We start from the raw sequence: 14,822 nt of genomic DNA, 5'->3' as shown, positions 1-14,822 counted from the left end.
TCCATTATCGTATTTGTCATTTCTATCCTTATCGATTTTATCCATTTCGTCTGAATCAATGTTTTTCGCTTATATCAACCCCAGCACAAACCGGTCGATTCCTGCTTCTTCCTTCTCTTTAAGTATTTCCGGGTGCATCAGAGTTTCCAGATCCAGCCCGAACAGCGAATTATATCTGCCGATCATATGCAGATGTTCCGGATATATCAGCATATATTTTTCGCAAAAATGCGGACAGTTTTCTACAAAACACTGTTTTCCCCGTTCTCCCTCTGTACAGATTGCATGAAGCTGACAGTACTGGGAAGTATTCGTCTGATAAAAAGGAAAATGCAGACTGTTTTTTCCTTCCGGAAAACGCTGGGGATAACCACAGCTCTCCCATTCAAAGCGCTGAAATCCGCACTTCTCCCGCAGAAAATCTCTGTAAAAATCTGCATTCAGGCTGTTTTCACTGTAAAATTCCCGCGTTCCTTTTTTGTATTTCATCCGGGGATCTTTTTTTCTTTTGTTGAGCAAAGTTCCCATGCATAGTTTCAGATGCGGGGTCTTTTTCGCCATAGAGAGTACCGCCCAGTCATTTACCACAATTTCTACATCTTTTTGTTTTTCTTCGCACCAGTTATCCACCATACGAAGCATTTTTTCGGTGTTTTTCAACAGGTTTTCACGGACATATGTGTAAACGATCGTGATTGCCAGATCCTCCCGGTATGCTTTATCAAGCAGGGTTTTCAGTGTCTTTTCCTCTGGAAACAGCAGATGGCAAAACTGATTTCCAATGTAAAGCCTGTCCGGAACACACTCCGGTATCTCCTCGGAAAATGCAAAAAACGTCTGCTCCCAGTAATGTTTCATAAAATCCTGAATATTTTCTTCAAGGTACATCCTGTACAGTTCGGGGCGATCAAGTTCCAGTACAAATTCCTTCGATTCATGCAAAACCTCCGCAAGTTTTGTTCCCGGGACATCCTGAAACCATATATTTTTCTGTTCTGTCAGATTTTTCGCGAAAATTTCATCTTTTTCTGCGGGATAGCCGGTCAGTGCTTCAGCAAGCGCAGCATCGTCTTCTTCTGTTTTCAGATGAATATATCGGGTATAACGTCTGAGCAGTCCCTGTACTTCTTTTCGAAAGTCCTCCTGCTTTGTAAATACGGAATAAGTAAAATAAAACTTTTCTTCTTCCGGCTTTTCTATATGAAATTTCTGCAAAATGATTTCTCGATAATCAGATATTTCCCCATCGTAAAAACAGATTCTGAAGCTTTCTGCATTTTCTATATTTTTCTGATTCTTTGCCATCCGAAATCGGAAACCGTTTTCCGCAAGTTCTATGATACGGATTTCATTCTGGTCTGCAAAACCTGCAAGCAGACCAAACGGAATCATAGATACTCCATTTATCATTTTCATTTCCCGGCTCCTCATTTCAGACATACTCAAGCTTCTTCTTTTTCATGTTGTACTGTCTCATGATTCCCGCGAATATAAGCAAGCTGCACAGACTGATCCATACTCCTTCACAAAGGAACGGGGTATGATAGGTCATCTGAACCGTATGTTTCCCCGGTGTCAGATATATGCCTGAATACAACGTATTTATCTGATACAGGTTGGTTTCTTCGCCATCCACATATGCCGTCCATCCCTCACAGTACGGTATCGTGATACACAGCATCTGGCTCTCTTCATTTGTTATCGTTCCGGTCATGGAATTTCCTTCAAAGGTCACGTCAGAAAGACCTTTCTGTTTACATGCAGCGGTCATTTCTGAAAAATCTTTTACCGGCTGACAAACAATTCTGAAATCCGAAAAAGTATAAGTTCCGGCTTTCTGAAAAGAGATTGTCATCTCCTTTCCGCCGCCTCTGTGGTATCCCATATTTGCAAGGAAATCCTTCACCCCACAGTAAAAATTATTTTTATCCGTCATATAGTGAATCGTCTTTTTATTGTTCTCATATTCTATGTTCAGATTTACCGCAGCCGCTTCTTCCAGTTCCTGCTTCTCTGATTGATAATCCATATCTTCCACAATCAGATATGTTTCACTTTCATCCAGGCCATCAAACTTTAATGTAATACTGCCACCATTCCTGCTGACTTTAAAACCATCTTCAAGAATTTTCACATCTTTTGATGATTCTACCTCATACGGAATCTCCTGATCTGTGTATTTCACAGATTCTGATGCCTCGTTCAGTCCCGTCAGTTCCTCGTCTTTATCAACCACACATACCTGCAGTGCAGCCTGCTGTTTTTCTGTGACTGAAAGTTTATCATAATCCTCTTTGTCCATATAACTGTCGTACACATAAGAAAAAGGAAGTGAGCTGCCAGACCGATACATTGCATAAGTATCATCCTCTTTTATCTTTTCTTCATATCCATAAGGAAGTTGCTCTTCCTTTCCCTTATAAACTGTAGTATATTCGCATCCGGCCAGCGCATTCAGCACAAACCGGCCGTCAAGATCTGTAAAGCTCTGCTCAAATGCCGTATTCAGATACATCTCACGCATATATTCTGCTACAGCAGTATTCGTCGTACTAAAATAGAAATTTGTACTGTTTACGTTCTGTATACATCCACCATTACGAATATTTTTTTTGAAATTAATGCCTGTTGTATCCATCCGGACGTCAACTGCATTATCTCCACTCTCCTGCAAAAGACGGTTTGCATTTCCGGTTACCGTTTCCAGTACTTTACCAGACTCTGTACACTTCTGCGCCATATCTGCTCCAAATGAGGCATATCTGGCACAGGCATTCAGCAAAATTCCCGCTACAGTACAGCCTATAAGCACAAACATATACATTCCGTTCCAGGCTTTACGCAAGGAGACACGCAGCTGCAATATCATCAGTATCACTAAAAGGCAGCACCACACAAGCGCAACTGCCGCAAAATTGCCCTTCTCACGGGATGCCGGCGGAAAGAGTGCAAGGAGCGTATATATAAGAAGCACAAAACAAAGCTTTATTTTTTCTTTGCGTGTCAGTGTCTTAAGCTCCGGAAGCATTTTAACAGAAATCAGCGCCACCAGAAACGCCAAAACGAAGCTCCAGCGGTTTGATACATAAGTAAATCCGTTCAACACATGTCCTACATACGGAATTGCCAGAAAAGCCACAAGAAGCCCCGTTCCGATCTTCAGATGCAGGTTTCCTTTTTTCATAAAAAGCAGAAACATGCTCAAAAGTGCCATTGACGAAAATCCCATAAGTGTATAATATCCGCAGTTATTAAACACAAAAGAAGCCAGAAACTGCTGATAATACTCCGCTGGATAGAGCAGCGGAACATAATGTGCAACGCTCATTCTGGATGAAGTCAGTATTGAAAGTGCATTCGGCAGAAACAAAAATCCCGCCAGCCCGATTCCCAGTATGTACAATGCAATAAATCTGATCAGCCATCCCACAAGTTCCTTCAGCTGGATTTTATGAAAAATCATTACATATCGGAAAACCGCATAAATAAACATAAAAATTGACAGCATATAAAAGAAATAAAAATTGCTGACCGCCGACAGAAACACAGACAATACAAAAACTGCCGGTGATTTTCTCTCAAAAATCTTCTCAATGCCAAGAAGCAAAAGAGGAAGATAAATCATCGGATTCAGGAAAAACGGATGCATGATTCCTGTATATAAAGCAAAGTTTCCAAAGCAGTATATGTAGCTTCCCAGCAGGATATAAAATGGTCTGAAATTCCAGTGTCTGCAATACACAGAGAAGACCAGCCCTGCAAGATAAATCCTTAAAGCGATCAAAAATGTATACAAATATTCCGTTTTTTCAGGGGATACAAATACCGCAAGCAAATTCAGCGGATCCCCCAGCACATAATAATTCATGGTAGTGATCACATCTGCCCCAAGCCCTAGCGTCATATCCCACTGTGGAATAATCAGCTTATGGTTTATAAACAGATTATGCAGAATATCCCGAAGATAATTTCCCAAATATACAAGTGACATATAATGCTGAGCAATCCCATCTTCTCCATTTGATTCATAGACGAAGGATCTTCCATTTTTGATGAATATGAAGAATACCAGAAAGCTGAGTACTGCAAAAATCACTGTATACAGACTATAATAACGCAAACGTTCTTTTCTTTTCATTTCATTTTACTTTCCTGTCTGATAATCCACAGAATACTCATCATTTTTCTTTATAACACAAATTTTTGCCATTTTTATCTACCTCACTCTCATTTAATCGATTCTGTCATTACTGCAACTGTTCAGCACCCTCACTGTTACTACCTGCCGGATAATTACCATTTACCTCATTATAATCTTCACTCCCTCAACAATGCAACGGGATTCTGCATGTCTCTGTATGTTATCATCTTCATGGCAAAGCACCTCACGGAATACCATCTACAGAAAAAGGCCAGAACTTCTCGCTCTGGTCTTTTTCTTTCGTACATATTTTGTTTCCTGTGGAAATCCATCCAACAATATTGACTGAAACATGGAGATTCCCCTTATCAACCAGAACAGTTTTTGAATGTCAGACATGAGGCTGTTGCTCATTAAAGAAAAAGATATGTTCTGTAGAATTGTTACAACTTTATTTCTTTAATGGTAGCACGTTATGGTCTTTCCGTCCATAAAAACAGTTCGACATTATATGACAAAAACCGCGCTATGTTTCTGACTCAGGCTGATTATTTTACTTCGACAAGTTCAATCTTGAAGTTCAGTTCCAATAATCTTCTTGTCCTCAACTTCATATAACGGTCATACCATTTATCAAAAAAATCTTATTGCATTAATATAAGTAAGAAGACTACAATAGGTATAACAAAAAATAATGAAAGGTGCGCTGAGAGATGAACAAAGACAGATATTCAATTATATTTAACAGTAAAACAGGAAACACCAGAAAACTGGCTGATGCGATCCATGAGGCACTGCCGCAGGAAAACTGCGATCTTTTTGGTGCAGTTGAAGGAGACGTTCCTGCTTCAGAAACATTGTATATTGGATTCTGGACAGATAAGGGAAGTGCGGACAAAGCTACAGCAGAACTGCTGGCGAAGCTGAAAAACAGAAAAATCTTTCTGTTTGGGACAGCCGGATTCGGTGGCAGTGAAGAGTACTTCACAAATATCCTTGACAATGTCAAAAAGCTTATTAATGAGAGCAATACCGTGGTTGGGGAGTATATGTGTCAGGGCAGGATGCCGGGCTCTGTAAGAGCACGTTATGTAAAAATGAAAGAGCAGCCAGATCCTATGCCGCATCTGGACATGCTGATTGAGAACTTTGACAAAGCATTATCCCATCCGGATGCTGCCGATTTGGACAGACTCCAAAAAATGGTAACTGCATAGAGGTTGCTTTTATTTGCCTGACAAGATATACTAATCTGAGCAATATAGTATGAATTGGAGGATTTTTACAATGAAAATTGCAGTTACTTATGATAACGGAAATGTTTTTCAGCATTTTGGAAAAACAGAAAACTTCAAAGTTTATGAAGTAGAAGACGACAAGGTTGTTTCAAGCGAAGTGATCGGTTCCAACGGAACAGGACACGGCGCATTGGCAGGACTTCTGGCTGAACAGGGTATCAATGTTCTGATCTGTGGTGGTATCGGCGAAGGCGCTCAGACAGCTCTCACAGAGGCAGGAATTGAGATGGTTGCCGGTGCACAGGGAAACACTGATGATGTTGTTGAAGCATATCTGAAAGGTGAACTGGTTTCTACAGGAGCAAACTGTGACCACCATCACCACGAAGAAGGTCATTCCTGCGGAGGAAGCTGCGGCGGATGCGGTGGCCACAAGAGTGATATCACAGGACCAAACGTAGGAAAAACCTGCCGTACACATTACAAAGGAACCTTCAACGACGGAACCCAGTTTGATTCTTCCTATGACCGCGGAGAACCGCTGGAATTTATCTGCGGTGCAGGACAGATGATCAAAGGCTTTGATGCTGCCGTTGCAAACATGGAAATCGGCGAGATCAAAGAAGTTCATCTGATGCCGGAAGAAGCTTACGGACAGACAAATCCGGATGCTATCTTTACACTTGAGATTGCACAGCTTCCTGGTTCAGAGAATCTGGAGGTCGGACAGCAGGTATATCTGTCCAACCAGTACGGACAGCCATTCCCGGTTAAAGTAGCCGCAAAAGAAGAAACAACGATCACTTTTGATGCAAACCACGAAATGGCAGGCAAAGAACTGAACTTCACAATTGAACTTGTGGAAGTAAAATAAATATATAAAATAAAGCCTCCGCTTCAAAATCGTAAGATTTAAGCGGAGGCTTCTCTTATGTTATTTCAAACATTATTATACAATACTGCCATAAAATCCAAATTTTTTGTGATCACTGGCGCTGCATTTAGGAGGACCTTTCGTATTCCAACGCATACCCATCATATTTTTCCAGGTGTGCGATCCGGCAAGGAAAAATCCACTCTGGGCATCCACAATATACCACTTGCCATTAATGCGGATCTCATTCCACTGATGACTCGGATTAACAGCTTTGGAATTTGCATGTACATATTTGCACTTGACTCCGACTCCATCACAGAGCGCTTTCATGGCTCTGGCAAAACCTGAACACTGAGCTTCGTTGTAAACGAGGGCTCCCCATGCATTATTGGCATTATTGTACTGCAAGCCACGTCTCGCATAACTGCAGTTGCTTCTCAGATAAAGGAAAACTGCAAGAGCCTTATCATACTCGCTCATTCCCTTTCGGATATAATTGGTCTTGAAGCTCTGAACAACTCTTCGAACCTGCATAAGCTGGCTGGAATTCAGCGAAGGGCCATAGACACTGTTGGCCTTGTAATCTCCACGCACAGTAAGACGTTTCAGTGATACCTTACGAACAGAGCTAAAGCTGCTGTAAATCTTTTTCCCGGATACAACGCTGTATGAACGGATTTTATACTTGTAGGTTTTTCCTTCTTTTACTTTTTTATCTGTATAAGTGAGAGTAGATTTTTTGTTAATTGTCTTTATTCGTTTCCATTTTTTTCCAGTGTATTTGTATATCTGGTAACCTTTGGCTTTTGGAGTGCAGCACCAACAAAGTTTAACATTTTTGTTGTTATAAGAATGGCATCTTGTCACTACCGGAGCGGATAATTTGACTGTTGCAGAAACAACATCTTCATCTACACTGCAAGAATGAGAAAAGCAGGTTATTTTGTCATTATCCCCTGATGTATACCAGTACTTTCCTCCATAAGAATCCGAATACCAGTAATTGGTTGAGATAAGCATCTGATCTAAAAGTACAAAGGTACTTCCCTGCGACGGGGCTCCGTCCGCACGATAAATCTGTACATAATCATACTGGCTTCCCTGAACATAGGATTCAATGTTGATTTCACTGCCGTTGGCATAGCAGCGGTTCAATTGTATCTTTTGTTCGAAGTCGGCCTTTACCGGTGATACTCCAACATCCTATGATCAGAAATGCTATTGCCAAAAATAGAAATATGCTCAGGATGGATGATACGGTAATAGGTTTCTTTTTCATACACGCTCTTCTCCTTTGCGTTAAATCTGATTATGCCTTTATTATACTCCTGGTTATCCTCTATTGCATCTATAAAATCTCCCATATTTCTTCACCCGGTGCCGGAATATGCACTTCCAGATTGAACAGGGACTTAATATCGATTTTCTTAATTCTTACTTGTTTTCTGGTTTGATGATTCGGATCAGCTGCTTATCAAGCATGATCGTACGATTCCACGGATTCAGAATCACACCCTCGATTTCCGGAACAGTCATTGCTGCATCAAACAATTTCCCTATATCCGTCAAAAAAGTGGATTTTACCGATTCCGGGCCTTTCATCTCCTCATCAAAACTGGTAAACGCATACCACCAACATTTTCCATCTTCAGTCTGGACACTTTTTACTGCCATCTGAGTATTTCCGGGATTCATCTCCACAGCAACGATCACCTGTCCGTTTTCGTTCATTCTCCGGCGGATAACCGTAAGTACATGCGCCAGCATTTCCTGCGAAGTTTCTTTTTGTAATCCCAGAATTGCTTCTTCTATTTTTTCATTTCCTTTTAATGTCTCATCCTGTGATATTGCCATCTGAGTTCTCCTCTGAAAATATTTATTATTTATATTTTATGATACCATCACAAGAGTAAACGGGCAATATCGTTATGCACACTCTCTTGTCCTGACTTATACTTTTGTAATGACGAATCCCACAATTGCTATTATGAGCAACAACGGATTTTCTTGCCAGCTCCGCTAAAACATGCCATAATTATCTTGTTTTTTACCCCTACATTATAAAAAGGATTTGATCAAAATGAAAACATACGAAGAATTACTTTCAGATATTGAAGAAGATATGGAGCTCATGGGTGCTTCACACATTGTTTATTCTGCGGAAGAAAACGGTGTCATCACAGATTATGATTACCTTCCGTCAGATCTCTGTATGACTTCCACCACTTTAAAGGATCTTCAGGAAAAACTTCATGAGCAGATGCTCTATGACAAAGCTTCCGCATACACTGCCGGAGCAGACAAAAATGCGCCAAAACTGGCTGTTATTTTTCCCGGCATCGGATATACTGCTGACAAACCACTTCTTTATTACACAACCCGTCTTGCAAAAAAACACGGCTATCAGATTCAGACCGTGTCTTATGGCACGCTCCCTGAAAACATCAGGGGCGATTCTGCCAAAATGAAACAGGCATTTGAACTTGCCTCGGAACAGACAGAACAGCTTCTGCACGGCATTGACTGGAGTTCCTATGGCAGTATTCTTTTTATTTCCAAAAGCATTGGCACAGCCATATCTTCTGCCTATGCTTTCAGACACAATTTAAAGGTAAAAAGTATCCTGTTTACTCCACTGGCAGAAACTTTTTCATTTCCACTCCAGGGAAGTATTGCCTTTCACGGCACTGCTGATCCGTGGGCCGAAACAGATTCTGTTCAGGCACTCGCAACACAAAAAGAAGTTCCTCTTTTCCTTACCAAAAATGCCAACCATTCTCTGGAAACCGGCGATGTGCAGACCGATCTTTCCATCCTGAAAACTACAATGGATCGTGTGGAACGCTTTATTATTAATCCATAAAACTGACTATACAGGATATTTTGTAATAAGATTATATGGTTTCGCAAACATTTGTTCTATTTTCTCTTGTATTTTCGAACAGATGTTTGTATAATACAAATATGACCACCTCAATTGTAAATGAAAACTACACCACACAGGAGAAACTACAGATTCTTGCAGACGCAGCAAAATATGATGTTGCATGTACTTCAAGCGGTTCCAGCCGCCGGGGAAAGAAAGGAGAGCTCGGCAATGCAGAAGCATGCGGCATCTGTCATAGTTTTGCTGCAGACGGAAGATGTATCTCCCTTCTCAAGATCCTGATGACAAATCATTGTGCCTATGATTGCAAATATTGTATCAACAGATCCGGCAATGATGTAAAGCGCGCCACTTTTACGCCTCAGGAAATTTGTGAACTGACAATTGAATTTTACAAAAGAAATTATATCGAAGGACTGTTCCTGAGTTCCGGTGTCCTGCGCAATCCTACCTATACTATGGAAAAAATGTGCGAGACATTGCTTCTGCTCCGTACGAAATACCATTTTAATGGCTATATCCACGTAAAAACAATTCCCGGCGCATCAGATGAGCTGCTTGCCGCAGCCGGTTATCTGGCCGACCGTATCAGTGTAAATCTGGAACTTCCTACTGAGGATGCTCTGCGTTCACTGGCACCAAATAAAACCATGCAGAACATCTTAAATCCTATGGGGAAAGTACAGAGTACGATTGCATCTCACCGGATGGCGATCGGAAAGTCCACATACATGGAACGAAGCCGTGGAAATCAGTTTTTAAACCATAGTATCTTTTCGGATAATTCCAAGAATAAATTCAAAGAAAAACTTAATGCGCAAAATACAGATGCACGACTCCATGGCAGTTTTCACTCAGAAAAGCATCTTCAAAAAACCTCTTCCTTTCCAGGTGAAAACAAACTCTGCAAACATGCTCTGACCTGGGAAAATGCCTGCCAGCTGGCTCCTCTCGACATGTCAGATCTGAGGCGCAGCTTCGCGCCGGCAGGGCAAAGCACCCAGATGATCATCGGCGCTACCGGAGAGAGTGACTATACCCTGCTGCAAACGACACAGGCATTATATCAGGGATTCGATCTGAAACGAGTTTTTTACTCCGCTTATATTCCACTAAATGACGATACCAACCTGCCTCAGCTCGGAACACCTCCACCACTTCTGCGTGAGCATCGCCTGTATCAGGCAGACTGGCTTCTTCGTTTCTATGGTTTTCAGGCAACGGAACTGTTATCTGAGTCTCAGCCAAACTTTAATGAACTGCTGGATCCAAAGTGTGACTGGGCGTTGCGCCATCTGGAACATTTTCCAGTAGAAGTAGAAACGGCCTCTTATGCCACCTTACTTCGTGTTCCCGGTATCGGTCCCAAATCAGCCAGCCGCATCACCTATGCCCGGAAATACGGACGCTTAACCTTCGAAAGTCTGAAAAAAATGGGTGTCGTACTGAAACGCGCACACTATTTTATTACCTGTGGAGGAAAGCAGATGTATCATACCCCCATCGAAGAGGCTTATATTACCAGACAATTAATTCATGTAGATACGAAGGATCTCTGGAAAATGCAACATGCCAATGAGACATACTCTCAGATGACCCTTGCCGATTTCGGAATAGGATAAACATATGAAAGTATACACTTGCAAAGACCGCCTGACAGACATCATGACCTGTATTTACGACGCATGGTCGGAGGCTCTGCGGATCGGCCATAACCAGATTCAGCTAAAAAAAGAACCTGTATTTCAGCAGACATTATTTGATGAATACATTCATATAGATGGAGACGCCTCCAGAGCAGAAAAAGTAATCCGTTCCATCCGCAGAAGCATTTCCGAGGAAGCATACCTGAACGTTTACTATGCCACTTTGTGTGCAGATGAGGACTCTCTGCAGGCAATCTATAACTTTTTGCGTGTGGGTTTTGCAGTCGGAAGCACCGTACTTGGACAATATACCAATCCACATGTCATGAAACTCCTGGAAATTCGCCGAAGAGTATCGAATGAGGCACACCATTTCCGCGAATTTGCCCGTTTTCAGAGTCTGGATTCTAAAGTTTATGTCTGTCATCTGGAGCCCCAAAATGACGTGATCATGTTGGTCGGAAACCATTTCTCAGACCGTATGCCCTCCGAACACTGGATGATCATTGATGATAACCGCAAGACGGCCTGTGTACACGTAAAAGACGGCGAAAACTATCTGCGTTACCTGACAGACGAAGAATTCGAAACTCTGCGCCAGACAGAATCCTATGAAGATGAATATACAGATATGTGGAAGACCTTTTTTCATGCGATCAGCATTGAACAGCGCAGGAATTATATCTGCCAGAGAAATCTTTTTCCACTCTGGAAAAGGAAACATGCCGTGGAATTTAAGCCCTGAAAAAGTTAATGCCGGGCATTATGCCCGGCACCGGTTTATAAATTATTCTTCTGTATATTCTTTAATCAGTGCAAGAAGGATCTCCACACTCTTTTCCATTCCTTCTACACTGATGTGTTCATAAGGTCCATGAAAAGCATGGCCTCCTGTTCCGAGATTTGGGCACGGAAGTCCTTTAAAGCTTAACTGACAGCCATCTGTGCCTCCACGGATTGGAAGAACAAGTGGTGTTACACCTGCTGTCTCACATGCTTTCTTTGCATGATCTATCAGGTGCATATGCTCTTCCACAATTTCTTTCATATTGCGGTACTGATCGGTGATCTTGAGTGTTACCGTACCTTCGCCCCACTTTTCATTTAAATTTTTCTCAATCAGACGGAGTGTCTTTTTTCTCTCCTCAAACCCTGCTTTATCATGATCCCTCACAATATAATTCAGCTTCGCTTCACCAACTTCGCCCTGCATACTGATCAGATGATAAAATCCTTCATAATCTTCCGTTCCTCTCGGTGTCTCCATAGACGGCAGACAACTATTGATTTCCATTGCAACCAGACTGGCATTGATCATTGTATCTTTGCCTTCACCCGGATGTACATTAAACCCTCTGATTTCAAACTCTGCCTTACATGCATTAAAATTCTCATACTGGATTTCTCCCTCTGTATCTCCATCCAGTGTATATGCATACTCTGCTCCAAACTGTTCTAAATTAAAATGCTCTGCTCCCATTCCGATTTCTTCATCCGGAGTAAATGACACACAGATTGTTCCGTGCGGCAATTTTTCTGTCTGGATTCTTTCAATCATAGTCAGAATCTCGGCAATTCCTGCCTTGTCATCTGCTCCCAGAATCGTTGTTCCATCTGAGGTGATCAGTGTACGACCTTTCAATTCTGCAAGATGAGGAAATTCTTTCGGATTTAATATCAGACCGCTTGTCCCAAGTGTAAGCTCTCCACCATCATAATTTTCTGTAATTATCGGATGGATTTCGTGATCGCAGAAATCCGATACGGTATCCATATGTGCAATAAATCCAAGCGCCGGAATATTTTCTTTTCCTTTCGTCGCCGGAAGTTTACCATACAGATAGCACTTATCATCAAGAACGACTTCTGTCAGACCAAGTTCTTGCATTTCTTTTTCCAGCTTTCGTGCCAGATCAAACTGACACATCGAAGACGGAACCGTCTCACTTTCTTCATTGCTCGGTGTCCGCACTGTCACATAACTGATTAGCCTTTCCTGTACCTTCATATATTTTGCTCCTCTTTTTCTTGAATTTATATTTCAATGTCCACTTTTTTGTCCTGAATGTCCACTTTTCATATCGAATATCCACTTTTCTTGATTTAATCGTCCATCTATACTCCCCATACTTTAAACTGAGTATAACACAATCAAGCACTCTTTTTCTATCATCTTGTACCACTCGACGAAAAAAGCAGCCAGCCTGTTTTTCACAGACTAACTGCTTAAAATAAAAGCTGGAGTCCCATCGCTATAACCCACATATAGGCGCATGTCTTTGGAATCATCAATAATCCAACCTTCGGTTTTGTTTTGCTGAATAACGTTACCGGAAGATAACAACCAAACGAAATAATAATCGCTGCAACCATTCTTGTCATATGATATCCATTTGCATTTCCGGAAATCGCATACAGAATAATGACTCCGATGCCTGTCACTGCAAAGACTGTATTTCTGATGATCGATAATTTCATGTTTCCTTCATCTGTACACCAGTTATTCTGCGGGAACAGACATATCACAATTCTGACAACCGCCGATATCCAGACAATGGCCTCGATTGCTACCGGTATCGTAAATTCCGGGAACGTAAACTTCCAGATATACATCAGAATAATATAAAACACCGTCATTGTAATCGATGATACCTGCAATCCTATGCCAAGCTGTCTTTTTATCTTATCGCTGGTTCCGCGTACTGCTCTGATAATTCTTGGCACCAGATGGAAAGCATCCCCTCCACAAAGCGTCAATGTCAAAATTCCATAAAGCACAAATAATGTGTTTCCTTTTGCATATATAAAAAACAAAATTGCAGCTACCAGATCAAAAATCAGATACGCTGCATCAAATATTGCTTCCATCATGTCCGGAATCTGTGGTTTATACGTGTTCTCTTTCATTCTTAATTCTGCTCCTCCTTATGTTCTTTCAGACATTTTTCTGCATTGCAAAACTGCACCCACCATATCTCTGAGTGCAGTTTTGTATCAATCAATATTCTAATGTTTCTCCATTAAGTGGAATATCAAGAACAAGTATCCTATACAAATATACTTTCCTCTTTTGCTTTCCGCAAATCTTTTAACACTGTTCCTATATCTCCCAAAATAGCAATCCCCTTATCTTCAATGAATTCCGGCAAAAACTGATATTCTGAATTTACGGAAATATAATATGCATCTTTCAAACTGTTTGTCAGTTCCCAAAACGGTTCCTGTATAAACATCGGTGTCATGCGCCCTACTCCAAGTTCTATGAAGAGAATTTTTCTATCTTTGTTCTTTTGAATGTATTTTGAGATTTTCTCATATTCTTCTTCGTATTTTTTCCCTTGCAGAAAATTCCCATATCCTCTTACCCACGGAAACATTTCCGCACCACAATGAGGGCAGCGAGGAATCAGTTCATCCGGCACCATTGTCCCCTCTCCCATAGCCGCAATCATATCTGCCACAGGTTGTACGGCATCCCATGTTTCATCCTGACAGCACTGAGAACACTGGAAGAAACGATGATCTCCCTGAATCTCACTGACCTTTTCTTCCGGATAAATCTTTACAAACTGTGTATCCTGATTAGTCGTTAAGATATGAAAATCCTTTCCCTGCAAGATTCTATCCAAATCCAGATATGGCTCTCTGATAGGAGCATTTTGTGTAGTATTTAAAAAGGTTGCCACATATCCCCAGTGTTCATTTCTTGTAGAAAACCGATGCATCATGCCGCTAAAAGCACCTTTGAATCCATACTTATCTGCAAATTTTCCAAAATGCTCACGAAAAGAAGGGGTATCACTATAATAAAAGTCACCACCTCCAGCCGCTGATAAACCGGATGCTCCGCCTACTATGATACACTCTGCCTCCTGCACTCTGCGAACAAATTCCTGAATCTGTTCCTCATAAGAAAGTGGTTTTTGTTTGCTCAACACTACAGCAGTACCGCCGGATGCATAGGTACTATAGTGTCTGGAATAGTTCATTTGTGTTTTCATTACCAAATTTTCATAACAGCTCATTTTTTCAT

At 41.3% G+C, this 14,822-nt stretch carries 12 protein-coding genes; 5 read left to right on the top strand and 7 right to left on the bottom strand.

Annotated features, from left to right (window positions below):
- Positions 1–69: 69 nt before the first annotated feature.
- Both DWW86_RS14810 and DWW86_RS14805 read right to left on the bottom strand, forming a co-directional pair.
- Positions 70–1,416 (bottom strand): hypothetical protein, encoded by a 1,347-nt coding sequence (locus tag DWW86_RS14810; protein WP_119247492.1) that lies wholly within the window; start codon positions 1,414–1,416, stop codon positions 70–72.
- Between the two features lie 16 nt (positions 1,417–1,432).
- Complete coding sequence (locus DWW86_RS14805) at positions 1,433–4,138, bottom strand: YfhO family protein (RefSeq protein ID WP_117943842.1); 2,706 nt, start codon at positions 4,136–4,138, stop codon at positions 1,433–1,435.
- Between the two features lie 716 nt (positions 4,139–4,854).
- Here DWW86_RS14805 and bilS point away from each other — a divergent pair.
- Positions 4,855–5,358, top strand: coding sequence for a flavodoxin family protein BilS (bilS, locus tag DWW86_RS14800; RefSeq protein WP_117943841.1), 504 nt, complete (start codon positions 4,855–4,857; stop codon positions 5,356–5,358).
- Positions 5,359–5,428: 70 nt separating this feature from the next.
- On the top strand, positions 5,429–6,253 hold the full coding sequence (locus DWW86_RS14795; RefSeq protein WP_117943840.1) for a NifB/NifX family molybdenum-iron cluster-binding protein: 825 nt from the start codon (positions 5,429–5,431) through the stop codon (positions 6,251–6,253).
- Positions 6,254–6,328: 75 nt separating this feature from the next.
- Here the strand turns inward: DWW86_RS14795 and DWW86_RS14790 are convergent, their stop codons facing one another.
- Together DWW86_RS14790 and DWW86_RS14785 are read right to left on the bottom strand one after the other, a co-directional pair.
- Positions 6,329–7,411: a transglutaminase-like domain-containing protein gene (locus DWW86_RS14790; RefSeq protein ID WP_286187739.1), complete on the bottom strand. Its 1,083-nt coding sequence runs from the start codon at positions 7,409–7,411 to the stop codon at positions 6,329–6,331.
- Between the two features lie 279 nt (positions 7,412–7,690).
- Positions 7,691–8,110: an SseB family protein gene (locus tag DWW86_RS14785; RefSeq protein WP_072522613.1), complete on the bottom strand. Its 420-nt coding sequence runs from the start codon at positions 8,108–8,110 to the stop codon at positions 7,691–7,693.
- A 226-nt stretch (positions 8,111–8,336) separates the two neighbouring features.
- Between DWW86_RS14785 and DWW86_RS14780 the strand changes: the two genes are divergently transcribed.
- The 3 genes from DWW86_RS14780 to DWW86_RS14770 all read left to right on the top strand — a co-directional run bounded on the left by DWW86_RS14780 (position 8,337) and on the right by DWW86_RS14770 (position 11,534).
- Positions 8,337–9,119, top strand: a complete 783-nt coding sequence (locus tag DWW86_RS14780) for an alpha/beta hydrolase (protein ID WP_117943839.1) — start codon at positions 8,337–8,339, stop codon at positions 9,117–9,119.
- A 101-nt stretch (positions 9,120–9,220) separates the two neighbouring features.
- Positions 9,221–10,765 carry a putative DNA modification/repair radical SAM protein gene (locus DWW86_RS14775; RefSeq protein WP_117943838.1) on the top strand — a complete coding sequence of 515 codons (1,545 nt, stop codon included), beginning with the start codon at positions 9,221–9,223 and terminating at the stop codon, positions 10,763–10,765.
- A gap of 4 nt (positions 10,766–10,769) precedes the next feature.
- Positions 10,770–11,534 carry a TIGR03915 family putative DNA repair protein gene (locus tag DWW86_RS14770; RefSeq protein ID WP_117943837.1) on the top strand — a complete coding sequence of 255 codons (765 nt, stop codon included), beginning with the start codon at positions 10,770–10,772 and terminating at the stop codon, positions 11,532–11,534.
- A gap of 42 nt (positions 11,535–11,576) precedes the next feature.
- Here DWW86_RS14770 and pepT read toward each other — a convergent pair whose 3' ends face one another.
- The 3 genes from pepT to DWW86_RS14755 form a co-directional block, all read right to left on the bottom strand.
- Entirely contained in the window at positions 11,577–12,797 is a 1,221-nt protein-coding gene (gene pepT, locus DWW86_RS14765; protein ID WP_117943836.1) for a peptidase T, read from the bottom strand.
- A 218-nt stretch (positions 12,798–13,015) separates the two neighbouring features.
- Positions 13,016–13,696 (bottom strand): hypothetical protein, encoded by a 681-nt coding sequence (locus DWW86_RS14760; RefSeq protein WP_117943835.1) that lies wholly within the window; start codon positions 13,694–13,696, stop codon positions 13,016–13,018.
- Between the two features lie 140 nt (positions 13,697–13,836).
- Positions 13,837–14,814: an SIR2 family NAD-dependent protein deacylase gene (locus DWW86_RS14755; protein WP_117943834.1), complete on the bottom strand. Its 978-nt coding sequence runs from the start codon at positions 14,812–14,814 to the stop codon at positions 13,837–13,839.
- Positions 14,815–14,822 lie beyond the last annotated feature (8 nt).

This window comes from Ruminococcus sp. AF17-22AC (assembly GCF_003460065.1).
In the GTDB taxonomy this organism is placed as follows: Bacteria; Bacillota; Clostridia; order Lachnospirales; family Lachnospiraceae; genus Blautia_A.
The sequence above is the reverse complement of the archived record's forward strand: the minus strand, read 5'-3'. Positions and strand labels throughout refer to the sequence as shown.

Bases quoted from the DNA above. Each gene is read 5' to 3' on its own strand.
- DWW86_RS14810 (WP_119247492.1), bottom strand. From the start codon at position 1,416: ATGAAAATGATAAATGGAGTATCTATGATTCCGTTTGGTCTGCTTGCA.
- DWW86_RS14805 (WP_117943842.1), bottom strand. From the start codon at position 4,138: ATGAAAAGAAAAGAACGTTTGCGTTATTATAGTCTGTATACAGTGATT.
- bilS (WP_117943841.1), top strand. From the start codon at position 4,855: ATGAACAAAGACAGATATTCAATTATATTTAACAGTAAAACAGGAAAC.
- DWW86_RS14795 (WP_117943840.1), top strand. From the start codon at position 5,429: ATGAAAATTGCAGTTACTTATGATAACGGAAATGTTTTTCAGCATTTT.
- DWW86_RS14785 (WP_072522613.1), bottom strand. From the start codon at position 8,110: ATGGCAATATCACAGGATGAGACATTAAAAGGAAATGAAAAAATAGAA.
- DWW86_RS14780 (WP_117943839.1), top strand. From the start codon at position 8,337: ATGAAAACATACGAAGAATTACTTTCAGATATTGAAGAAGATATGGAG.
- DWW86_RS14775 (WP_117943838.1), top strand. From the start codon at position 9,221: ATGACCACCTCAATTGTAAATGAAAACTACACCACACAGGAGAAACTA.
- DWW86_RS14770 (WP_117943837.1), top strand. From the start codon at position 10,770: ATGAAAGTATACACTTGCAAAGACCGCCTGACAGACATCATGACCTGT.
- pepT (WP_117943836.1), bottom strand. From the start codon at position 12,797: ATGAAGGTACAGGAAAGGCTAATCAGTTATGTGACAGTGCGGACACCG.
- DWW86_RS14760 (WP_117943835.1), bottom strand. From the start codon at position 13,696: ATGAAAGAGAACACGTATAAACCACAGATTCCGGACATGATGGAAGCA.
- DWW86_RS14755 (WP_117943834.1), bottom strand. From the start codon at position 14,814: ATGAGCTGTTATGAAAATTTGGTAATGAAAACACAAATGAACTATTCC.